The sequence below is a fragment of the Streptomyces prunicolor genome, from assembly GCF_045162825.1.
In the GTDB taxonomy this organism is placed as follows: domain Bacteria; phylum Actinomycetota; class Actinomycetes; order Streptomycetales; family Streptomycetaceae; genus Streptomyces; species Streptomyces prunicolor.
Genome location: NZ_CP108676.1, coordinates 10,173,216 through 10,193,904, shown reverse-complemented (window position 1 = coordinate 10,193,904; position 20,689 = coordinate 10,173,216). Strand labels below are relative to the sequence as shown.

Here is a 20,689-nt window from a genome sequence, read left to right as displayed (position 1 = left end):
GCGCGAAAGCTGCGGCCCCTTCCTCATGCGTCTGCTTCGTGCGACTGACGACATCGCGCGGGTGCTCAACTCGGCTTCTGTGTCCCGCTGTTCATCTTGGCGCGGTTCTCGGTGAGGAGTTCCTGGACGCGTTGTTCGACCTCACGGGGGTCGAGGCCGAGCGCGGCGCCGATGTGGGCCGACCAGACCTCGGAGCGGAGGTTGGTCTCGAAGTCGAGGTCGGCGCGGACGTTCTCGCGGGCCGCCTGGCGGTTCTGGCTCACCATGACGAAGGTCGACAGGAAGATGGCCTCCAGGCTGACGATCATCGTGAGCAGCCCGTACGGGTACGGGTCGAAGATCCCGGCCCGCCCGAGGAGCCCTTCGTTGAGGGCGATCCAGACGGCGAACCACAGCGCGTGGAGGTAGACGAAGAGCATGGTGCCGGCGAACGCGGTGATCGCGTCGGCGACCCGGTCCTGGGTACCGCGCATCCGCGCGAAGACGACCCGCTCCTGCCGCAGCGGCAGCTCGGCCGGGTTCAGCGGGTCCACGGAGGCTCCCTGGGTTCGGTGGTCGAGGGGAAGGTCGTCAGGGTACGAGGGTCACGCGGATGCCGATGGTGCCGTCGAGCCCACGGCGCAGCCGGCTGCCGAGGAGCGTGATGCGCCCGGTGAGACCGTACTTGCGGGTGATCAGCTTGCGGTAGCGTGCGGTGGTCTCGGCATCGCAGATCTCGGCGGTGCCGGGGACCTGGTTGCCGGTCGGGTTGCCGCGCAGGTCGCAGGGGCCGACGAGGACATCGGCGCGGGCCCGGATGCGCTTGACCTTCCAGGAGTCGGCGACCGTCCACACTCCGAGTGTCTCGCCGTCGCGCACCACCCACACCGGGGTGGCGACCGGGGAGCCGTTCTTGCGGTAACTGGTGATCAGCAGGTACTGGCCTGCGCCGAGCCGGTCCAGCGGGGTCTCGTCCATGGTCGGCAGTCTAAGCACCCGACGCTTCTCGAAGGAGATCGAGATACCGGCGGGCGAACAGGTACGCATCGCCGGGCCAGCGCGCCGACAGATAGGTGCCGTCCCGTACGACGAACGCGTGGGCGTCGTCGCTCGCGGTGCCGCGCCGGGTGAGCTCCTTGGGCCCGCGCTCGAACTGTGCGCCCGGGTCGCCGAGGGCGGCCCGCACCTCGTCCTCCACGTAGGCGGGGTAGGTGCGGTAGTAGCGGCCGAGGCGCCAGGCGGTGGTCAAGTAGGCAGTACGTTCCATGTACTTGGGGAGACAGGTCGTACGGCGTCCGGCGATGACGCTGCGGTCGGTGTCCGCGTCGCGGGTACGGGCCAGCACGAGAACGCCGTGACAGATGGCGCCGACAGGCCGACCCGACTTCCAGAACTCCCCGACTGCGGACTGTAGTGCAGGCGACCCCAGGTACTGGCGCATACCGGGCGCGTGTCCACCCGGCAGCAGCAGTCCGTCGAAGCGGGTCACGTCCAGGTCCGCCCACGCGACAGTGGCGCTGAACTCCGGTGCGGCGGTGAGCTGTTGGTAGAACCGCTTGGGTTCGTCCTCGGCACCGAGCTGCCCGAAGAGAACGCCGGTCAACAGCCGGGGATCCGCGGCGGGCAGGGTCCCGGCCCGCTCGGTGGCGAACACGACCTCGTGCCCGGCATCGGTGAGCAGCCGCCAGGGCACGGCGACCTCGGTGACGTCGAAGTCCCGGTCGGGGACCGGCATCAGCACGCGCATGGGGTCATCATGGCAGCCGGGGTGGGTGTCCATGACAGCACGGCCACCCGGCACACCTCCTGCGCTGACATGTGACAGTCAGGGACCCAAGTGTCACATGTCCTCGGAACCCATCCCCATCCGCCGCACCGCCTCCGCAATCACCTCCGGCGACGTCGCCAAATTCAGCCGTACATGCCCAACTCCCCCCGTCCCGAAGTCGATCCCCGGGCTCACCGCCACCCGCCCCCGCTCCAGAAAGACCCCCGCCGGATCATCACCGAGGCCGAGCGCACGGCAGTCCAACCAAGCGAGGTACGTAGCCTCGGCAGGGCGGTAGCCGATCGTCGGCAGATGTTCCGCGAGCAGGTCCGCGAGGAGCCGTCGATTGTCGTCGAGGCCGGCCAGCAGTGCGTCCAGCCACCCCGTACCGTCGCGCAGCGCAGCCGTATGGGCGATCACCCCGACGTGACTCGGGCCATGGCCGACCTCCTCCGGAAGGCGGGCCAGGTCGGCGGCCGACTCGGGGCCCGCGACCGCGAGGGCCGCCTTGAGTCCGGCCAGGTTCCACGCCTTGGACGCCGACATCAGCGACAGACCGCTCTCCGCGCCCGGCACGCTCAGATACGGCACGAAGTTCGCGCCCGCGGCGACGACCGGCGCGTGGATCTCGTCGGCCACCACCCGCACGCCGTACCGCTCGGCGAGGGCGGCGACGGCGGCCAACTCGTCGGCGGTGTGCACCGTACCGGTCGGGTTGTGCGGGCTGCACAGCAGATACGCGGCCCGTCGCCCGCCCGCGACCGCCCGCCGGAACGCGTCCTCCAGCGCGCCGAGGTCGATCCGCAGATCCGCCCCCAGCGGCGCCTCCACCACCCGCCGGTCCATGTGCTCCACAAACTGGAAGAACGGCGGATACACGGGCGGGTTCACCACCACTGCGTCACCGGCACCGGTCACCAGCCGGAGCATCTCGACGACCCCCAGCATGACGTCCGGCACGATCCGCGTGCGTTCCACGGCGAGCCCGTCCCAGCCCCACCGCTTCTCCGCGAACCCGGCCAGCGCCTCCGCGTACGCCGTACCGGCGGGATAGCCCGTGTCGCCGAGCGCCAGCGCGTCCGTGACCGCGCGGACCACCGGTTCCGCGAGCGGTACGTCCATCTCGGCCACCCACACGGGCAGCACGTCCTCCGGATACGTGCGCCACTTCATGCTCGTACGACGGCGCAGGCGATCGAGCGTGAGGGCGCGCAGGGGATTCGGTTCACCGGACGTGTCCTGCGGGATGCTGGTCATGAGGCTCAAGATAGGGGGATGTGCGATGACCGGGAATCCTGAGAACGGCGCCCTGATGGAGATCGCCTGCGACGAGTCCGGCTCGGACGGCGAGAACCTCACGGGCGGGAACACCGACGTCTTCGCCCACGCGAGCGTGCGGCTCCCCGTGGAGACTGCCGCCGCGTACGTGCAGGAGATACGGCACCGGATCCGCTCGCCGGCAACGGAGTACAAGGCGAACCATCTGCTGCGGGACAAGCACCGGGCGGTGCTGGAGTCATTCCTCGACCCCGCCGGACCACTGCGCGACGGTAACGCCCATGTGCATCTGATCGAGAAGACGTTCTTCGTCGTGAACCGCGCCGTCGACCTGCTGCTCGGCGAAGGCGGGGACGGGGACAGGGACAGGGACAGGGACGGCCCCGAGGCGATCACCCTGTTCCGGGAAGGACCCCGGACCTTCGGCGAGCGCGACTGGCGGGACTTCCTCACCGCCTCCAACCAACTCCTCCGCGTCAGGAACGACGCCGCGGCGACCGTCCCCACCGACGTCTTCTTCCGTACGGTCGACGCCCTGCGCGACGAGTACTCCGGTACGACCGCGGGCGTGATCGTCGGGCGGCTCGCGGCGGCCCGGTCCCGGTCGCGCGCGGAGTCCTACCGGGAGCGGATGCGGGACTCCCCCGTGCTCTTCCCCGTCCTCAATCCCCTGCTCCCCGCGATCGTCAGCACGGCCCGGTACTGGCTCGCCGAAGGCCGGCCCGTCCGTCTGGTGCACGACCGGCAGAACATGCTCACCCCTGAGCGGATCGCCTGGATCATGGAGGCGGCCCCACTGAGCAACGTACAACTCGTCGCCGCCCGGTCCGACGCACGGGTGCAACTGGCCGACTTCCTCGCCGGTATCACCCGCAAGCTCGCCTCGGACGAGCTGAACGGTCGCGGCGACCCGGCCCTCACCGCGCTGCTCCGCCCGTACGTCGGCACGGATTCCGTCTGGGGCGACGAGGGCAGCGGGCTCCGGCTGGGCACGGCCGAGGCCAACTCGGCGGTGTAGACCGCCCGTTGGACACGGGACCCGAAACCGATCCGCCACCTGATTCCCCATCCGATCCTCTGCCCGATCCCCTATCCGATCCGCCCTCCGGTGAACGCGACAGCGCCGGGCCACGTATGGAGGAAGGGCACTCAACGACCGGAGCGCCCCGCGGTGTTCGGCACCGCACGATCGGGGTTCGGGAGCCAGGCATGAGGCACGCACGACGACGGGTCATCCGGCGAGTTACACGGTTGGCGGCCGTCGGCGGACTCCTGCTGGGAGGTGCCATGGTCACCCAGGCGGCCATGGCCAGCGACTCTTCCGGCACGTCCGCCGCCACGCTCAGCGCGCCACAGACACCCGCGGACAAGGGTTCCGCTCTGGCGGCGAAGCTCGGTTCGGCCCGTACGGCGGGCAGTTGGGTCGACACCGGCGGCCGTACGGTCGTCGCGGTGACCGATGCGAAAACCGCGGCCGAGGTGACGAAGACGGGCGCCGAGGCGAAGGTCGTGCGGTACAGCATGAACGAGCTGAACTCGGCCGCCGGCACGCTGAGTTCGGCGCCCAAGGTGCCGGGCACCGCGTGGGCGATGGACTACCGGAACAACCGGGTGCTGGTCGAGGCCGACAGCAGCGTCTCCACCACCGCCTGGACGGCGATGACGAAGGTCGCCAAAGCCATCGGCGCCTCGGTCCAGATGCAGCGCACGCAGGGCAAGTTCACGACCCGGATCAACGGCGCGCAGCCGATCCTGTCGACCGGCGGGCGCTGCTCGGCGGGCTTCAACGTGACCGACGGGACGAACGACTTCATCCTCACGGCCGGGCACTGCGGGCCGGTCGGGTCCATCTGGTTCGCCAACAACCAGGGCGATCAGCAGTTGGGCAAGACGGTCTCCGACAACTTCCCCGGCAGTGACTTCTCCCTGGTGCAGTACGCGAGCGGTTCGGCGGGCGACGGCGCGGACGTCGTCGCGATCGGCAACGGCAGCGGGGTGACGATCACGGGCCTGGCCGACGCGGCCGTGGGCGAGAAGGTGTTCCGCAGCGGCAGCACCAGCGGGCTGCACGACGGCGAGGTGACCGCGCTCAACGCGACGGTGAACTACCCGGAGGGCACGGTCACCGGTCTCATCCAGACCACGGTGTGTGCCGAACCGGGCGACAGCGGCGGCCCGTTGTTCGCCAACGGCATCGCGCTGGGCGTGACGTCGGGCGGCAGCGGCGACTGCACGGCGGGCGGTACGACGTTCTTCCAGCCGCTGACCAAGGCGCTGGCCGCGCTGAACGTGAAGCTGCTGGTGGCGCCGAAGACGGCTGCCTCCCCGGCGCCGTCCGCCTCGGCCGCTGCCGGCGCGGCCGCCGCCGGCTCGGTCACGCCCGGGACCTCCGCGCCGGCGACGAACACCACGGCGGGGGAGTCGACGACACTGGCGGCCCGGCTCACGGACCCGAAGAACGTGGGTCCCGGTCTGCTGGTGATCGCGGGAAGCCTGATCGCGCTGGTGGCGACGCGCTGGATCCGCGCGGAGCAGGACCGCAAGGCGTTCCAGCGGCACTACTCGGCGATGTGGGGCTGATCACTCAAGGAAGTTCGTCGGGGTGATCGGGGGTCGGTTCGGTCGGGTCGACAGGGGCTCGACCGGCTGGACCGGGGTCACGAGGAAGGCCGGGCGGCGGGATACCGACAACGACACCTGCGTCGGTCGACAGCGGTGACGCTCAGGCCGCCTCGGCCGACTGGGGAGCCGCGGCGGCCCACTCCATCACAAGCCGTCGGTACTCCTCGCGCTGTTCGACGCTCAGTGTCCCGCCCGATCGGTGCCACAGGGCCCTGATCTCCTCGTTGACCTCGGCTGCCGATCGCTCGGTGGCTGATTCAACGCTGGTGGACATGGTGTGAAGCATACGTCGCCCAAGGTGAAGGCGATGTGAGTAATCGCGAGCGAACCGGACATATCGGACCGTGTTGCTGATCACGTCATCTGTCAAGCCCCGTAACGCAATTCACACTTCGGCCACACCCAGCACCAGCACCTGGATCGCCAACACCGCTGCGCCACGCGCCCAGTCGTGGAAGTCGGACACCTTCGTCTCCACGTCGAGCGGGGCGGCCAGTGGATGCCGGTGGGCGCGGAGCGTGTCGTCCACCGTCTTGCCGGCCACGTCGATCAGACCGACGCCCTCACCGGCGAGCAGGATCTTCTGCGGGAGCACGAAGTTGGCGATCTGGGCGACCAACGTGCCCAGCGCGCGGGCCGCTTCGTCGATGACACGGGCGGGCATGGACTCACCGGCGGCGGCGCGGGCGAGGATCTCCTCGTAGGTGAGGTCGAGTCCGGTGGCGGCCCGGATCTGGTAGCGGATGCTGGGAATGGTCAACAGCGAGACGGCGCTGCCGCGTTGACCGGCCGGGGTGATCGGGCCGTTGGGGTTCAGGATCCAGTGGCGGCCGAACCCGCGGTCCTCCTCCGCGTACGGCACGCGCTTGCCGCCGAGGACGAGGCCGTAGCCGATGCCCGCGCCGATGGTGAGGACGACGAAGCGGTCGAGGCCGCGCCCGGCGCCGAACCAGGTCTCGGCCTCGACGAGGGCGGCCACGTCGTTCTCGACGACGACCGGCAACCCGGTGCGCTCCTCGACGAGTTGGGCCAGCGGGACGTCGCTCCACTGCAGGAAGGGCGACTCCCCCACCACGGCACGGTCCTGGACGAGTCCGCCGACGCCGATACCGATACCGGTGAGCGTGCGGAACCGGGCGGTGATCTCACCGGTCATCTCGCCCAGCAGATCGGCCACTTGAGCGGGGTCGTGAGTGGTGAGCGGCCGGTCGAGGCGGGCGACGATCTCGCTGCGGAGGGTGGTGACGACGCCGTAGACCATGTCCTCGGTGACCTTGAAGCCGAGGAAGGTGCGGGACTCGGCGACCACGTCGAGGGGTTGGGAGGGGCGGCCCTGGCGGACCTCGGCTGGGCCGCCGCCGTCGGGGACCTCGACCAGCAGGCCTGATTCGATCAGCGGCTTGGTGAGGCGGGTGAGGCTGCCCGCCGAGAGATCGAGCCGGCGCGTGAGGTCGGTGCGCGACAGCGGGCCATGGACGAGCACCTCGATCGCCACCGAGCGTTCACCGGGGCTCAGCGGCTGCCAGCTGGCGGCACGTGTGGTCATGAGGGTCACACTCCCACAGGTCTCTTTCTTCCATCATGGAAGTAACACGACCACTCTACGGCCGAGATCCGGCACAGAAAAGACCTGTGCATAGCTATTGACGCCTGGATTCTTTCGTGACGAAAGTAAGTGGCCCGAGGACGAGCCGTCGTAGACAAGGGAGTCTCCAGATGACCATCGCCTCAAGCAGTCCCCCGACCCGCAGGCCGCGGGCCCGTGAAGACGGCGGCGACGGACGGCTCGCGGCGGTCTTCATCGCCCCGGCCCTGCTGGGCTTCCTGGTCTTCCTGCTCTGGCCGACCCTGCGCGGCATCTATCTGAGCTTCACCCGCTTCAACCTGCTGACGCCGGCGAAGTGGGTGGGCCTCGACAACTACGACCGGATGGTCCACGACCCCATCTTCTGGTCGTCGTTGAAGGTCACCGTCGAGTACGTGCTCATCAACATCGGCATCCAGACGGTCACGGCCCTCGCCGTCGCCGTTCTGCTCCAACGGCTCACCCAGTCCGCCCTGTTGCGCGGGATCGTGCTGACGCCGTACCTGATGTCGAACGTCGTCGCGGGCATCGTCTGGCTGTGGATCCTCGACACCCAGCTCGGCATCGGCAACGAGATCATCGGCGGGCTCGGCTTCGACCACATCCCCTTCCTCGCCGACAAGACCTGGGCGATCCCGACGATCGCCCTGATCAACGTGTGGCGGCATGTCGGCTACACCGCGCTGCTGCTGTTCGCGGGGCTGCAGGCCATCCCGGGCGACATGTACGAGGCGGCGAAGGTGGACGGCGCGAGCGAGTGGCGCATGTTCTGGCGGATCACGATGCCGCTGCTGCGCCCGGTGCTCGCGGTCGTGCTGATCATGACGGTGATCGGTTCGTTCCAGGTGTTCGACACCGTCGCGGTGACCACCGCGGGCGGCCCGGCGAACGCGACGAACGTCCTCCAGTACTACATCTACGGCTCCGCCTTCGGGCGCTTCCAGTTCGGCTACGCGTCCGCGATGTCCGTGGCCCTGCTGATCGTGCTGAGCGCGATCACGTTCCTCCAGTACCGGCTCACCCGCGCCGGCCAGACCGACCTCGGCTGACCGGAAGGAGTCGACATGGCCACCCTGACCACCACGCCCAATGTCCCCAACACCCCTGCGCCTACGGCAAAGCAGGAGATCGTACGGCCGCCCCGGCCCCGGCCCTCCGTCGGCAAGGTCGCCGCTTGGGTCGCGATGGCCGCGATCATGCTGATCACGCTGCTGCCCTTCTACTGGATCCTGCGCACCGCGCTCTCCACCAACGCCGGGCTCGCCGCCCACCCCTCGGACCCGCTGCCGGTCGACTTCACCACCGGCGGTTTCGAGCGGGCACTCGGTCTCCAGTCGACCAAGGAGGCGATCGCACAGGGCGGTTCGGGCGGCGGGCTGAAGTTCTGGCGCTATCTGCTCAACTCGGTGGTCGTCTCGACCCTGGTCACCGTCTGCCAGGTGTTCTTCTCCGCGATGGCCGCCTATGCCTTCGCCCGGCTCCGCTGGCGCGGCCGGGACCGGATGTTCGGTCTTTTCCTGGCCGGGCTGATGGTGCCGGCGATCTTCACCCTGCTGCCGAACTTCGTCCTCATCAAGCAACTCGGTCTCGTGGACACCCTGTTGGGGATCGCGCTGCCGACGATGTTCATGACGCCGTTCGCGGTGTTCTTCCTCAAGCAGTTCTTCATGAACATCCCGCGCGAGGTCGAGGAGGCCGCCCTGCTCGACGGCGCGGGCAAGATCCGCGTCTTCTTCCGGGTCCTGCTGCCGATGGCGTCCACGCCGGTCCTCACCCTGGGTGTGCTGACGTACATCACGTCCTGGAACGACTACTTCTGGCCGCTGATGGTGTCCTACAGCGACAGCTCCCGCGTGCTGTCGGTGGCGCTGGCGATCTTCCGCTCGCAGACCCCGCAGAGCGGCTACGACTGGTCGGGCCTGATGGCCGCGACCCTGATCGCCGCGCTCCCGATGCTCGTTCTCTTCGGGGTGTTCGCGCGCCGCATCGTGAGTTCCATCAGCTTCACCGGAATCAAGTAAGGGGCAGGGCATGCGATTTCGTACGGTCATGGCATTGACCGGGGCGCTCGCGCTGTCCCTGACGGCGGGCTGCGCGAAGGGCGACTCCGTGGGCTCGGCCTCCAACACGGTGACGTACTGGCTGTGGGACGCCAACCAGCTCCCCGCCTACCAGGCCTGCGCGAAGGGCTTCGAGCAGCAGAACCCCGGACTCAAGGTGAAAATCACCCAGTTGGGCTGGGGCGACTACTGGACCAAGCTCACCGCGAGCTTCATCGCCGGCACCCAGCCGGACGTGTTCACCGACCACATCCAGAAGTTCGGCCAGTTCGCCGACCTGAAGGTGCTCCAGCCGCTGGACGACCTCAATATCGACGCGTCCGCCTATCAGCCCGGGCTCGCCGCCAACTGGCAGGGCCAGGACGGACATCAGTACGGCACGCCCAAGGACTGGGACACGGTCGCCCTCTTCTACAACCAGAAGATGGCCAAGTCGGCCGGCCTGAGCGCCGCTCAGCTCAACAGCCTCTCCTGGAACCCGACGGACGGCGGCACCTTCGAGAAGGCCATCGCCCACCTCACCATCGACAAGAACGGCAAGCGCGGCGACGAACCGGGCTTCGACAAGCACCACGTCAAGGTGTACGGCATGGCCACCGGCGGCGCCGGTGACTCCGACGGCCAGACGACGTGGAGTCCCTTCACCGCCTCGGCCGGCTGGAACTACACGGACAAGACCCGCTGGGGCACCAAGTACCAGTACGACAGCAAGACCTACCAGGCGACGGTCAAGTGGTACTTCGGCCTGGCGAAGAAGGGCTATCTCGCGCCGTTCACGGACTACAGCGACGGCGCCAACCCGCCCAACGTACAGATCGCGGGGGGCAAGGCGGCAACCGCCTTCGACGGCGCCTGGATGATCTCCACGTACGCCGCGGCCAAGGGCATCAAGATCGGCACCGCGTACACCCCTACCGGTCCGACCGGGAAACGGGCGACCATGATGAACGGACTGGCCGACTCGATCACCAAGAACGCCCCCAACAAGGCGGGCGCGCGAAAGTGGGTGACCTACCTGTCATCGGACAACTGCCAGAAGACGGTGGGGAGTTACGGCATCGTCTTCCCCGCGACCCCGGACGGCACGAAGGCAGCCGTCGCCGCCTACAAGAAGAAGGGCATCGACGTCACGGCCTTCACGCGGCCGGTCGCCGACAAGAAGGACTTCTCCACCTTCTCCTTCCCGATCACCAACTACTCGGCGGACGTGTACGCGTTGATGCGCCCCGCCATGCAGGACGTCTACGCCAATGACGCACCGGTCAGCGCCCTGGGCAAGACCAACAAGCAGATCAACTTCATCCTCGGTCAGTGACGCGTCGGTCGACGACTCACGCGTCAGTGAAATCCTCGTCAGAGAAGGACACGCACCTATGACGTTCTCCCTCGGCATCGTCGGAGCAGGCCAGTTCTCGGGCCAGTTCGCCAGACTGTTCCAGGCCCACCCGGGCGTGAGCGAGGTCTATGTGACCGACCTCCTGCCGGAGCGGGCGGAGCAACTGGCCGCCGAACAAGGGCTGGCGGGCACTTTCCCCTCCTACGAAGCGATGCTGGACTCGAAGGCCGTCGACGCCGTCGCGATCTTCACCCAGCGCTGGACGCACGGCCCCCTGGTCCTCCAGGCGCTGGGCGCCGGCAAGCACGTGTACTCCGCGGTCCCCATGGCGATCAGCACCGAGGAGATCGCGGCGATCATCGACGCGGTCAAGGCGACCGGACTGACGTACATGATGGGCGAGACCAGTCAGTACAACCCGGCGACCGTGCACGCCCGCAACCAGATCGCGGAGGGCGCCTTCGGGCGGATCTTCTATGCCGAGGGCGACTACGTCCACGACATGGATCTGGGGTTCTACGAGGCGTACCAGTACAGCGGCGGCGAGGGCTGGAAGGCCACCGCCAGCTATCCGCCGCTGCTGTACCCGACGCACTCGGTGGGCGGAGTGCTCGGCGCGTGGCAGACGCACGCGGTGAGCGTGTCGGCGATCGGTGTCGTCGACGAGCGCGGGGACGGTGTCTTCGACAAGGAGGTCAGCCAGTTCGGCAACGACTTCTCCAACGCCACCGCGCTGTTCGAGGTGGCGGGCGGCGGTTCGTTCCGTACGAACGAGTTCCGGCGGGTGGGCTATCCCTCGCAGATCCGGGAGTCGCGTTTCCGGTTCTTCGGTACGGAGGCGAGCATGGAGCAGCTCGCGACGGTGGCCTTCTGGCAGGACAAGAAGGGGGTGCAGGACATCAGCGAGCTGCTGGAGCCCAAGCCCACCATGTCTCCTGACGATCCGTCACTTCAGCACATCGCGCCGGACCTCCGTGCCGCCTTCACCTCGGGTTCGGCGCCGGTGCACGACCGGTCGCGGCTGCCGCGGGAGTTCGACAACCTGCACAACGGCCACGAGGGCAGCCACCACTTCCTGGCGGACGACTTCGTGACCGCGGTCAACTCCCGTACCCTGCCCACCGTGAACGCGTGGGTCGCGGCCCGCTACACCCTGCCGGGCGTCATCGCGCACGACTCGGCACGGCAGGGCGGGGCGAGGCTGGAGATCCCGGACTTCGGGGACGCGCCAGAGTAGACGCGCCCCGGTAACGGCGTTGGTGCGCAAGCCGGGTGACTGACTGTCAGGTCCCCGGCTTGCGGCCGTAGACGAAGACGTCGTCGCCGTTCTTCAGCAGCGACCAGTACTTCTTGGCGGTGGTCTTGGTCATGTTGACGCAGCCGTGCGAGCCCGGCGGGTTCCACATGCTGAGGCTGACCGAGTGGAAGGCCTGGCCACCGTCGAAGAACTGGCTGTACGGCATGGGCACGTTGTAGATGTTCGAGACGTGGTCGATGTCCCGCCAGTAGATCTTCTTCAGACCGGTGCGGGTCTCGTAGCCGTTGCGGCCGGTGCGCACCGGGACCGGGCCGTAGACGAGTCGGCTGCCGTCCTGGATCCAGCTGATCTGGAGCGTGAGGTTGACGCAGGCGATACGGCCCTTGTTGGTCGGGCACTTGCCGGCGCTGTTGGGCTTGTTGCCCACGGCCTTCTGCTTGTTCATGAGGTCCATCACGCCCCAGGTGACGGACCCGGCGTAGCCGATGTTCGGCGTGATGCCGTGCTTGGTCTGGAAGGCCTTGATGGCCTTGCAGTCGGCGGCGGACTGCTTCCCGTCGACCGGCCGGCCGAGGAACTTCTCCACCTGCTTCTGGTACGGCCCCTTCTGCGTCGTACAGCTCGTCGCCGCCTGCGCCGGAGCGCTGCCCAGCGCGAGCGTGAGCGGTGCCACCAGCCCGGTGATACCGAGCACCACGGCACCTCGTCTGCGTATGTCCCCCATGTCGAACCCTCCCCCTCAGCAAGAACTGCGATCTCTGCCACCTAGACCGGAGTATGGCGGTCGAGGTTGTAGCCCGGGTCACGCTGCGACGAAACGGTGACATTCCTCGCTCGACGGTCAGCGTGCGCACCGGTGGCCGCTGCCCACTCACCAGTCCAGTTCCCCGAAAGTGGCCCGATACCCCACCTGCCACCTCCGCCTACGCTGCCGCTCATGCACCGCACTCTCGCCGACGATCTCTCCCGGCTCCCCGCGCTCCTCCAGTCCGCCCGCGATATCGCCGCCCGTGAGCTGGGCGGGGTGGCGGAGCGGCCGGTCGTCCGGCTCGGCAAGGCGCCCGACCGGGAGCCGCTGCCGGTCGAGGGGGCCGGTGGCGAGGCGGCTCTCACCCGGTTCGCGGAGCGGTGGGCGCCCGGTTTCTCCGGGTCGGCGGGCCCGCGCTACCTCGGCTTCGTGACCGGTGGTGCGACGCCCGCGTCGGTCGCCGGGGACTGGCTGACCAGTACGTACGACCAGAACGTGTCCGGGGCGGCCGGTTCCTGGGCGGCGGCGCTCGAGCGGGAGACGGTCGGCTGGCTGCGCGAGCTGTTCGGGCTGGGCGGGGCGCACTCCGGGGCCTTCGTCACCGGCGCGACCATGTCCAACACGGTCGGCCTTGCGATCGCCCGCGAGTGGCTCGGCGAGCGCCTGGGCGTGGACGTGTCCCGGGACGGGCTCGCCGCGCTCGGCCCGGTCGACGTGCTCTCCGGCAGCCCGCACTCCAGCGTCACCAAGGCACTGTCCGTGCTGGGCATCGGCCGCAACCGGCTGCGCCACGTGCCCGTACTCGCCGGCAGCCGCGAGGCCGTCGACGTGGCCCAACTGGACACCGCCCTGGCCGAGTTGGACGGCCGCCCGGCGATCGTCGTCGCGAACGCCGGCACGGTGAACACGGTCGACTTCGACGACCTGCGGGCGATCGTGGCCCTCAAGGAACGGCACGACTTCTGGCTGCACGTGGACGCCGCGTTCGGCGGCTTCGCCGCGCTCTCCCCCACGTACGCCCACCTCGTCGACGGCCTGGACGCGGCCGACTCGGTCTGCGTCGACCTCCACAAGTGGCTCAACGTGCCCTACGACGCGGCCGTCCAGTTCACCCGCCGCCGTGACCTCCAGACCAGGGTGTTCCACAACGCGTCCCCGTACCTGGGCCTGCCCACCGGCGACCCGGACTTCCTGCACCTCACCCCCGAGAACTCCCGCCGACTGCGCGCCCTCCCCGCCTGGTTCTCCCTCCTGGCCTACGGCCGCGCCGGGCACCGCGAGATCGTCGAGCGCAACGTCGCCCTCGCCCACCGTCTCGGCGAGGGCATCGCCGCGCTCCCGGGCCTGCGGCTGTCGGCGCCGGTCCGACTGAACGTCGTCTGCTTCACCCTCGCCGAGAACCCCACGCAGGAGCGGGTGGCGGCGATCGCCGAGGCCGTGTCCACCACCGGCGAGGCGTTCCTGACCCCGACGGTCTACGACGGGACACCCGCACTGCGCGCCGCGTTCAGCAACTGGCGTACGTCCGAGGCCGATACGGACCGGGTGCTGGCGACGCTTGCCTCACCGCCCCTCGCCCGCCTGCTCTGACAGAGCCCTGCGGAACCCGGTTGCCACCGCGGTGACCCCTCCGTCGACGGTGAGGGTGGTGCCGGTGATCCAGGAGGCGTCGCGCGAGGCGAGAAACGCGACAGCCGCGGCGATGTCCTCGGGCTCACCGACCCGGCCGAGCGGATACAGCCCGCTCAACAGGTCCAGTTCGGTGTCCCGCCCCTCCCACGCGGAGGTGCGGACCGTGCCCGGCACCACCAGGTTGACCCGCACACCCCGCCGGGCGGCGTGTCCGGCGAGCGTGCGGGTCAGCGAGGTGAGCCCGGCCTTGGCCGCGCTGTAGGCGTGGTTGCCGAAGTCCTGGGCGCCGTTGACGGAACCGATGCTGACGATCGCCCCGCGTCCCGAGGCGACCAGGTGCGGGAGTGCGGCGCGGCAGCAGCGGAACGTTCCCGACAGCGTGATGTCGAGGTCACGCGCCCACTCGTCGTCCGGTTCGTCCTCGAAGAGCGGGACGTCGGGCGTGCAGTGCGCGGCGCAGTTGACCAGGACGTCGAGCGACCCGACGGACTCGACGGCCCGGGCGACGGCCCGCTCCACCGCCTCCCGGTCCCCCACATCACAGCCCAACGCCTCTGCCGCCGGACCGAGTTCGCGCAGTGCCGCCGCCGTCTTCTCCGCCTCGGGCAGATCGACGTCGGCCACCAGCACCCGCGCCCCCTCCTCCGCGAGCCGCCGGGAGATGGCAGCGCCGATACCGCGGGCCGCACCGGTGACGAGAACTCCGTACCCCTGGAAGCGCGTTGTGTCAGTCATGACCCCGAACGTACTGCCGCAACGATCAACTCGGCCGATAGCGTGCGGACATGCACGCGTTCTTACAGCAACTGCCCGCGCTCATCGGTGTCGTGATCGGCGCCCTCGGCTCGTACGTGGCGATCGTGCGGGGTGATCGGGCGAGGTTCCGCCGTGAGCGGACGGCCCGTTGGGAGGAGCGGCGGCTGGAGGTGTACGCCGAGTACGCCCGGACGCTGAAGAAGTCCGTGACCCTGACCTACCGGGTCGCGTCCCATCTCGGCAACGACCCGCACCCGCACCCGCTGAACCTGACAGAGGCGGAACCACTGCTGGCCGAGGCGACCGTGGGCCGCGATCCCTCCGGTGAGGCGCTGATCCTGCTGGGGAGTCCGCAGGTGGTGGAGCAGGCTCGGGTGTGGGTCACCGCGGTGATGGAGATGGAGCGGTTCATGCGCACGGAGACCCACGACCCGGACGCCTGGCGGGAGTTGATGGACCGTCAGCGTGCCGGCCGCGAGGGCTACTACGCGGCCGTACGGGACGACCTGGCACTGCCGCCCGGCCACTCGGGCCGCTGGTTGACGGTCCCGGAATGATCTCTCAGCTCACCGGTACCCGGTCACATCCGCCGGTTTCCCCACGTCCTGCACTTCCACCAGGTACCGCCACGCGTCCGGCCGACTCCCGTCCACGTCCGTAAAGCCGTACACCGGGGCGAGTCCTCCGCTGGACAGTGACTGCCCGTTCCAGCGGGCCACTTCCGGGTCGGCGGCGAGGGCGGCGACGGCGCGGCCGACGTAGCGCGGGGTCTCCGAGATGGCGAAGTGGGGGACGCGTTCCAGGGCGTCGCGCCAGTTGTCCTCGCCCACGCCGAACTGTTCGAGCATGATCTCCGAGCGCAGCCAGCCCGGGGTCAGCGCGAGGGCGGTGGCGCCGCGCGGGCCGAGTTCGTGGCCGAGGGCGAAGGCCATGCGCAGGACGGACGACTTGGCGAGGTCGTAGAAGAAGGAGACGCGGTAGGTGTCGCGGTTGTAGTCGGCGGTCCCGTCGGTCATCTCGACGACCAGGCCGCCGGGCCTGCGCAGCAGCAGGGGCAGCGCGTGGTGGCTGGTGATCGCGTGCGTCTCGACCGCCAGCCGGAGGAGGTGGAGCCCCTTGTCGAGGTCGTGTTCCCAGACGGGGGTGTCCCAGGCGAAGAGGTGCTCGCCGCCCCAGATGTCGTTGACGAGGAGGTCGAGGCGGCCCTGTTCGTCGTCGATCCGGTCGACGAGGGCCCGTACGGCCGAGGGCTCCAGGTGGTCGGTGGGTACGGCGATGCCCTGACCGCCGGCCGCGGTGACGAGGTCGGCGGTGTCCTCGACGGTCTCCGGCCGGTCGTACTCGGAACGCTTGGCGCGGGTGCTACGGCCGCTCACATAGACGGTGGCGCCGGCCGCGCCCAACTCCACGGCGATCCCGCGCCCCGCTCCGCGCGTCGCCCCCGCGACCAGCGCGACCTTGCCTTCCAGTGGACCCAGCATGTCCGACCTCCCGTGCTCGTTCGACCTGTGTTCATGCCGATCGTGCAGGAGAAGCCGGACACCTTCTGTCGGGTATTCGGCGGTGTCTCAGTGGCCCCGCGCGATCCACTCCTCCAGGTGCGTGGCCTCCGCCCCGACGGTCGTCGAGTCGCCGTGCCCGGTGAGCACCTTCGTCTCGGGCGGGAGGGTCAGCAGCCGGTCGCGGATGGAGTCGACGATCGTCGGGAAGTGGGAGTACGACCGTCCCGTGGCCCCGGGCCCACCGTGGAAGAGGGTGTCGCCGGTGAAGACCGTGCCGAGCCCGGGGTCGTACAGGCACACCGCGCCGGGCGCGTGCCCAGGCGTGTGCAGGACCTTCAGGTCGGCGCCAGCGGCCTCGATCACCTGGCCGTCGGCGAGATGCGCGTCGGGGTCGCGGTCGGGGTGGGTCTGCTTCCACAGCGGCAGGTCGTCGGGGTGCAGCCAGATCGTCGCGCCGGTGCGGTCGGCGAGTTCGGGCGCCGCGTCGATGTGGTCGTTGTGGGCGTGGGTGCAGATGATCGCGGTCAGCCGGCGGTCGCCGATCGCCGCGAGGATCGCGTCGGCGTCATGGGCGGCGTCGATGACGACGACCTCGTGGTCGTCGCCGACGATCCACACGTTGTTGTCGACGTCCCAGGTACCGCCGTCGAGGCTGAACTGCCCCGAGGTGACGAGGTGTTCGATGCGAGTGCCCATCAGAGCTCCACCACCGAACGCAGCACATCGCCGCCGTGCATCCGCTCGAACGCCTTCTCCACCTCGTCGAGTTGGATGGTCTCCGTCACGAACGCGGCCAGGTCCAGGCGTCCTTGCTGATGCAGATCGATCAGCATGGGGAAGTCCCGGGAGGGCAGGCAGTCTCCGTACCAGGACGACTTGAGCGAGCCACCGCGCCCGAAGACGTCCAGCAGCGGGAGTTCGAGCTTCATCTCCGGGGTCGGGACACCGACGAGGACGACCGTGCCCGCCAAGTCGCGGGCGTAGAAGGCCTGTTTGTACGTCTCCGGGCGGCCGACCGCCTCGATGACGACATCGGCGCCGAAGCCGCCGGTCAGTTCGCGGATCGTCTCGACGGGGTCGCTCGCCTTGGAGTTGACGGTGTGCGTGGCCCCCATGGAGCGGGCCTTCTCCAGCTTGCGGTCATCAATGTCCACGGCGATGATCTTCGCCGCACCGGCGAGCCGGGACCCGGCGATCGCCGCGTCACCGACGCCACCGCACCCAATGACCGCGACGGTGTCACCGCGCCCGACGTTGCCGGTGTTGATGGCCGCACCGATCCCGGCCATGACCCCGCAGCCCAACAGTCCGGCGACCGCCGGAGAGACGGCGGGATCAACCTTGGTGCACTGTCCGGCGGCCACGAGCGTCTTGTCGGCGAAGGCGCCGATGCCCAGGGCAGGGGACAGCTCCTGGCCGGTCGAGGCGAGGGTCATCTTCTGCTTGGCGTTGTGGGTGTTGAAGCAGTACCAGGGGCGGCCACGCAGACAGGCGCGGCAATTCCCGCACACGGCACGCCAGTTGAGGATCACGAAGTCGCCGGGGGCGACATCGGTGACGCCCTCCCCCACCGACTCCACGACGCCCGCGGCCTCGTGCCCGAGCAGGAAGGGATAGTCGTCGCTGATGCCGCCCTGTTTGTAGTGCAGGTCGGTATGACAGACCCCGCAGGCCTGTACCTTCACCACGGCCTCTCCGGGTCCGGGGTCGGGCACGACGATCGTCTCGACCCGGACCGGTTCGTTCTTGCCCGGTGCGATCACGCCGCGTACTTCCTGCGCCATGGTCCTGAACCCTTTCGTCGGCCGTTGTCCCTGCCTACGACCCTACGCGTGACTGATCGGTAAGGCCCACGCGTGCCGCCACGGCCGTCACCGCCACCGTCCCGCCCATCCCGGTCGGCGACCGACGTAGCCTGAATGCTCCGACCGATTCCCGAGGAGCAGCGTGAGCATCGCAGGGACTCAGAGCGCCCCGCCGGCCTGGCGGCTGCTCCTCGACTACGTACGGCCGCACCGCTGGGCCCTGTTGGCGGGCGCGTTGCTCTCGCTGGTCACCGGGGGCACCGGGCTGCTGCTGCCGCTGGTGGCGCGGGGACTCATCGACGACCTGTCGCACGATCGGACGATCACCGGGGCGCTGCTCGCGATGTCGGCGCTGGTGGTCGCCAACGCGGCGCTGGGCGCGCTGGGTTCATACGTTCTGCGGCGTACCGCGGAGTCGGTGGTGCTCGGTGCCCGACGCAAGCTGTCGTCGTATCTGCTGCGGCTGCGGATCTCCGCCGTGGACCGCAGTGAGCCCGGCGACCTGATGGCCCGCATCACCTCGGACACGACTCTGCTGCGCGAGGTGACCACCGACTCGCTGGTCGGGCTCGGCACCGGAGGGCTCACGCTCGTCGCAACTGTCGTGATGATGGGCATCGTTGACCCGGTGCTGTTGGGCGTCACCCTGGCCGTGATCGCGGGCGCGGGCACCGTGCTCACCCTGATCCTGCCGCGCATCAACCGGGCCAGCCGGCAGGCGCAGGACGCGGTCGGCGTGATGGGCGCCTCGCTGGAGCGGATCCTGGGCGCGCTGCGCACGGTGAAGGCGTCCGGCGCCGAGGAGCGCGAGGAACGCACCCTGCACGCGGCGGCCGAGGAGTCGTGGCGGCAGAGTGTGCGGGCCGCCAAGTGGAGCGCCGCCGCGGGCAATACGGCGGCACTGTCGATGCAGGTCGCCTTCATCACCGTCCTCGCGGTGGGCGGCGCACGGGTGGCGACGGGCGCGATCGACGTCGGCACACTGGTCGCGTTCCTCCTCTACGTCTTCTATCTGATGCAGCCGATCCAGCAGGTCGTCGGCGCGATCACGCAGTACCAGACGGGCACCGCGGCCCTCTCCCGCATCCAGGAGGCGCTGCGCCTCCCGGCCGAACCCCCGTCCCTGCCGGCCCAGTTGCCCTCCCCCGGCGCGGAACCCGCGGCCCTCGCCTTCGACGACGTCCGCTTCCGCTACGCCGACGACCTCCCCTATGTCCACCACGGCGTGACCTTCGAGGTACCGGCCCAGGGCATGACGGCGTTCGTCGGCCCGTCCGGCGCGGGCAAGACCACGGTGTTCTCCCTCATCGAGCGTTTCTACGACCCCGAGTCCGGCGCCATCACCCTCGACGGCCGGGACCTCGCGGAGTGGGAGCTGTCCGGGCTCCGGTCCGCCATCGGCTATGTGGAGCAGGACGCCCCGGTCCTGTCGGGCTCCCTGCGCGACAACCTGCTGCTCGGCAACCCGGACGCGGACGACGACGCCGTCACCCGCGTCCTGAAGACGACCCGCCTCGACGGCCTCATCGCCCGCCTCCCGAAGGGCATCGACACCCTGGTCGGCCACCGCGGCACCCGCCTCTCGGGCGGCGAACGCCAGCGCGTGGCCATCGCCCGCGCGCTCCTGCGCCACCCCCGGCTGCTCCTCCTCGACGAGGCGACCTCGCAGCTCGACGCGGTGAACGAGGCGGCCCTGCGCGATACCGTCGCCGATGTGGCCCGTACGACGACGGTCCTGGTCGTCGCGCACCGGCTGTCCACGGTGACGATGGCGGACCGGATCGTGGTCATGGACGCGGGCCGCGTCCGCGCGGTGGGCACGCACCGGGAGCTGGTGACCGCCGACCCGCTCTACGCGGAGCTGGCGGCGACGCAGTTCCTGGCGACGACGGGCTGACCTCGCACAACGGCTGAGGGCCGCCCGTTTCCGGACGGCCCTCAAGGTCTGTGTGCTCAGCGGGATCAGTGCTGCGGGCTCACGGCTCGATGCTGGGGAGGAGTCCCGTGACCGGCGCGGCCATGTCGGTGACCTGGTGCAGCTGCTGGAGGTCGTTCAGGTGGTTCATGCCCTGGAGCTGACTGGCCACCTTCGGGATCTCCGCCTGGTGCTCGGCGGGGATCTCACTCACCGCGAGCGAGTCCAGCAGGGCGACGGGGCTGACCTTGCCGTCCTTGAAGGCGGGCGCGTCGGCGGCGTTCGCCATCGGCGCGACGAGGCCGGTGACCCCGACGGCGAGACCAACGGCGGCGGCAATACGTCGTGTTGAGATCATGCCCTCAGCAACGCGGCCGGTCCCCGCGCGGTCACGGGTACCGGCCGCCGCTCACCCGTGAGGCGGAGCGCGCCGCTGCGTTTGCCG

Annotated in this window: 21 protein-coding genes; 9 read left to right on the top strand and 12 right to left on the bottom strand. The window is 69.5% G+C overall.

What is annotated here, in order from left to right:
* Positions 1-65: 65 nt before the first annotated feature.
* The 4 genes from OG588_RS46095 to OG588_RS46080 form a co-directional block, all read right to left on the bottom strand.
* Positions 66-533 carry a DUF1003 domain-containing protein gene (locus OG588_RS46095; RefSeq protein WP_405952497.1) on the bottom strand — a complete coding sequence of 156 codons (468 nt, stop codon included), beginning with the start codon at positions 531-533 and terminating at the stop codon, positions 66-68.
* 37 nt (positions 534-570) lie between these two features.
* A complete protein-coding gene (locus OG588_RS46090) occupies positions 571-957 on the bottom strand; it encodes a PPOX class F420-dependent oxidoreductase (RefSeq protein ID WP_405952496.1) in 387 nt (128 codons plus the stop codon).
* A gap of 10 nt (positions 958-967) precedes the next feature.
* Positions 968-1,726 carry a type 1 glutamine amidotransferase domain-containing protein gene (locus OG588_RS46085; RefSeq protein ID WP_405952495.1) on the bottom strand — a complete coding sequence of 253 codons (759 nt, stop codon included), beginning with the start codon at positions 1,724-1,726 and terminating at the stop codon, positions 968-970.
* Positions 1,727-1,819: 93 nt separating this feature from the next.
* Positions 1,820-3,004, bottom strand: a complete 1,185-nt coding sequence (locus tag OG588_RS46080) for a MalY/PatB family protein (RefSeq protein ID WP_405952494.1) — start codon at positions 3,002-3,004, stop codon at positions 1,820-1,822.
* A 25-nt stretch (positions 3,005-3,029) separates the two neighbouring features.
* On the opposite strand from OG588_RS46080, the gene OG588_RS46075 reads away from it, so the two are divergent.
* Together OG588_RS46075 and OG588_RS46070 are read left to right on the top strand one after the other, a co-directional pair.
* Positions 3,030-4,043 (top strand): hypothetical protein, encoded by a 1,014-nt coding sequence (locus tag OG588_RS46075; protein ID WP_405952493.1) that lies wholly within the window; start codon positions 3,030-3,032, stop codon positions 4,041-4,043.
* Between the two features lie 191 nt (positions 4,044-4,234).
* Positions 4,235-5,605, top strand: a complete 1,371-nt coding sequence (locus tag OG588_RS46070; RefSeq protein WP_405952492.1) for a S1 family peptidase — start codon at positions 4,235-4,237, stop codon at positions 5,603-5,605.
* A gap of 142 nt (positions 5,606-5,747) precedes the next feature.
* Here OG588_RS46070 and OG588_RS46065 read toward each other — a convergent pair whose 3' ends face one another.
* Both OG588_RS46065 and OG588_RS46060 read right to left on the bottom strand, forming a co-directional pair.
* Positions 5,748-5,933 carry a hypothetical protein gene (locus OG588_RS46065; RefSeq protein ID WP_019064403.1) on the bottom strand — a complete coding sequence of 62 codons (186 nt, stop codon included), beginning with the start codon at positions 5,931-5,933 and terminating at the stop codon, positions 5,748-5,750.
* A 99-nt stretch (positions 5,934-6,032) separates the two neighbouring features.
* Entirely contained in the window at positions 6,033-7,193 is a 1,161-nt protein-coding gene (locus tag OG588_RS46060; RefSeq protein WP_405952491.1) for an ROK family protein, read from the bottom strand.
* 170 nt (positions 7,194-7,363) lie between these two features.
* Between OG588_RS46060 and OG588_RS46055 the strand changes: the two genes are divergently transcribed.
* From OG588_RS46055 to OG588_RS46040, 4 genes are read left to right on the top strand one after another with little or no spacing between them, the layout of a single operon-like run.
* Positions 7,364-8,281: a carbohydrate ABC transporter permease gene (locus tag OG588_RS46055; protein ID WP_019064401.1), complete on the top strand. Its 918-nt coding sequence runs from the start codon at positions 7,364-7,366 to the stop codon at positions 8,279-8,281.
* Between the two features lie 15 nt (positions 8,282-8,296).
* Entirely contained in the window at positions 8,297-9,253 is a 957-nt protein-coding gene (locus tag OG588_RS46050) for a carbohydrate ABC transporter permease (protein ID WP_405952490.1), read from the top strand.
* 10 nt (positions 9,254-9,263) lie between these two features.
* Positions 9,264-10,607, top strand: a complete 1,344-nt coding sequence (locus OG588_RS46045) for an ABC transporter substrate-binding protein (protein WP_405952489.1) — start codon at positions 9,264-9,266, stop codon at positions 10,605-10,607.
* 58 nt (positions 10,608-10,665) lie between these two features.
* A complete protein-coding gene (locus tag OG588_RS46040; RefSeq protein ID WP_405952488.1) occupies positions 10,666-11,865 on the top strand; it encodes a Gfo/Idh/MocA family protein in 1,200 nt (399 codons plus the stop codon).
* Positions 11,866-11,911: 46 nt separating this feature from the next.
* On the opposite strand, the gene OG588_RS46035 is transcribed toward OG588_RS46040, so the two are convergent.
* The gene (locus OG588_RS46035) at positions 11,912-12,610 is read right to left on the bottom strand and encodes a L,D-transpeptidase family protein (protein ID WP_405952487.1); all 699 of its coding nucleotides are present in this window, start codon (positions 12,608-12,610) and stop codon (positions 11,912-11,914) included.
* A 213-nt stretch (positions 12,611-12,823) separates the two neighbouring features.
* Between OG588_RS46035 and OG588_RS46030 the strand changes: the two genes are divergently transcribed.
* Complete coding sequence (locus OG588_RS46030; protein ID WP_405952486.1) at positions 12,824-14,224, top strand: pyridoxal phosphate-dependent decarboxylase family protein; 1,401 nt, start codon at positions 12,824-12,826, stop codon at positions 14,222-14,224.
* Here OG588_RS46030 and OG588_RS46025 read toward each other — a convergent pair.
* A complete protein-coding gene (locus OG588_RS46025; RefSeq protein ID WP_405952485.1) occupies positions 14,198-15,001 on the bottom strand; it encodes an SDR family NAD(P)-dependent oxidoreductase in 804 nt (267 codons plus the stop codon). The genes OG588_RS46030 and OG588_RS46025 overlap by 27 nt on opposite strands.
* A 50-nt stretch (positions 15,002-15,051) precedes the next feature.
* Between OG588_RS46025 and OG588_RS46020 the strand changes: the two genes are divergently transcribed.
* Positions 15,052-15,579: a hypothetical protein gene (locus OG588_RS46020; RefSeq protein ID WP_405952484.1), complete on the top strand. Its 528-nt coding sequence runs from the start codon at positions 15,052-15,054 to the stop codon at positions 15,577-15,579.
* 9 nt (positions 15,580-15,588) lie between these two features.
* Here OG588_RS46020 and OG588_RS46015 read toward each other — a convergent pair whose 3' ends face one another.
* From OG588_RS46015 to OG588_RS46005, 3 genes are all read right to left on the bottom strand, one after another.
* The gene (locus OG588_RS46015) at positions 15,589-16,503 is read right to left on the bottom strand and encodes an SDR family oxidoreductase (protein WP_405952483.1); all 915 of its coding nucleotides are present in this window, start codon (positions 16,501-16,503) and stop codon (positions 15,589-15,591) included.
* Between the two features lie 87 nt (positions 16,504-16,590).
* Positions 16,591-17,220, bottom strand: coding sequence for an MBL fold metallo-hydrolase (locus tag OG588_RS46010; RefSeq protein WP_405952482.1), 630 nt, complete (start codon positions 17,218-17,220; stop codon positions 16,591-16,593).
* A complete protein-coding gene (locus OG588_RS46005) occupies positions 17,220-18,308 on the bottom strand; it encodes an S-(hydroxymethyl)mycothiol dehydrogenase (RefSeq protein WP_405952481.1) in 1,089 nt (362 codons plus the stop codon). Before OG588_RS46005 ends, OG588_RS46010 begins: the two co-directional genes overlap by 1 nt.
* Positions 18,309-18,471: 163 nt before the next feature.
* Here OG588_RS46005 and OG588_RS46000 point away from each other — a divergent pair, with 163 nt between their 5' ends.
* Complete coding sequence (locus tag OG588_RS46000; protein ID WP_405952480.1) at positions 18,472-20,226, top strand: ABC transporter ATP-binding protein; 1,755 nt, start codon at positions 18,472-18,474, stop codon at positions 20,224-20,226.
* Between the two features lie 79 nt (positions 20,227-20,305).
* Here the strand turns inward: OG588_RS46000 and OG588_RS45995 are convergent, their stop codons facing one another.
* Entirely contained in the window at positions 20,306-20,602 is a 297-nt protein-coding gene (locus tag OG588_RS45995) for a hypothetical protein (protein ID WP_328675735.1), read from the bottom strand.
* Between the last annotated feature and the right edge of the window lie 87 nt (positions 20,603-20,689).

Bases quoted from the DNA above. Each gene is read 5' to 3' on its own strand.
- OG588_RS46090 (WP_405952496.1), bottom strand. From the start codon at position 957: ATGGACGAGACCCCGCTGGACCGGCTCGGCGCAGGCCAGTACCTGCTG.
- OG588_RS46085 (WP_405952495.1), bottom strand. From the start codon at position 1,726: ATGCGCGTGCTGATGCCGGTCCCCGACCGGGACTTCGACGTCACCGAG.
- OG588_RS46080 (WP_405952494.1), bottom strand. From the start codon at position 3,004: ATGACCAGCATCCCGCAGGACACGTCCGGTGAACCGAATCCCCTGCGC.
- OG588_RS46075 (WP_405952493.1), top strand. From the start codon at position 3,030: ATGACCGGGAATCCTGAGAACGGCGCCCTGATGGAGATCGCCTGCGAC.
- OG588_RS46070 (WP_405952492.1), top strand. From the start codon at position 4,235: ATGAGGCACGCACGACGACGGGTCATCCGGCGAGTTACACGGTTGGCG.
- OG588_RS46065 (WP_019064403.1), bottom strand. From the start codon at position 5,933: ATGCTTCACACCATGTCCACCAGCGTTGAATCAGCCACCGAGCGATCG.
- OG588_RS46060 (WP_405952491.1), bottom strand. From the start codon at position 7,193: ATGACCACACGTGCCGCCAGCTGGCAGCCGCTGAGCCCCGGTGAACGC.
- OG588_RS46055 (WP_019064401.1), top strand. From the start codon at position 7,364: ATGACCATCGCCTCAAGCAGTCCCCCGACCCGCAGGCCGCGGGCCCGT.
- OG588_RS46050 (WP_405952490.1), top strand. From the start codon at position 8,297: ATGGCCACCCTGACCACCACGCCCAATGTCCCCAACACCCCTGCGCCT.
- OG588_RS46045 (WP_405952489.1), top strand. From the start codon at position 9,264: ATGCGATTTCGTACGGTCATGGCATTGACCGGGGCGCTCGCGCTGTCC.
- OG588_RS46040 (WP_405952488.1), top strand. From the start codon at position 10,666: ATGACGTTCTCCCTCGGCATCGTCGGAGCAGGCCAGTTCTCGGGCCAG.
- OG588_RS46035 (WP_405952487.1), bottom strand. From the start codon at position 12,610: ATGGGGGACATACGCAGACGAGGTGCCGTGGTGCTCGGTATCACCGGG.
- OG588_RS46030 (WP_405952486.1), top strand. From the start codon at position 12,824: ATGCACCGCACTCTCGCCGACGATCTCTCCCGGCTCCCCGCGCTCCTC.
- OG588_RS46025 (WP_405952485.1), bottom strand. From the start codon at position 15,001: ATGACTGACACAACGCGCTTCCAGGGGTACGGAGTTCTCGTCACCGGT.
- OG588_RS46020 (WP_405952484.1), top strand. From the start codon at position 15,052: ATGCACGCGTTCTTACAGCAACTGCCCGCGCTCATCGGTGTCGTGATC.
- OG588_RS46015 (WP_405952483.1), bottom strand. From the start codon at position 16,503: ATGCTGGGTCCACTGGAAGGCAAGGTCGCGCTGGTCGCGGGGGCGACG.
- OG588_RS46010 (WP_405952482.1), bottom strand. From the start codon at position 17,220: ATGGGCACTCGCATCGAACACCTCGTCACCTCGGGGCAGTTCAGCCTC.
- OG588_RS46005 (WP_405952481.1), bottom strand. From the start codon at position 18,308: ATGGCGCAGGAAGTACGCGGCGTGATCGCACCGGGCAAGAACGAACCG.
- OG588_RS45995 (WP_328675735.1), bottom strand. From the start codon at position 20,602: ATGATCTCAACACGACGTATTGCCGCCGCCGTTGGTCTCGCCGTCGGG.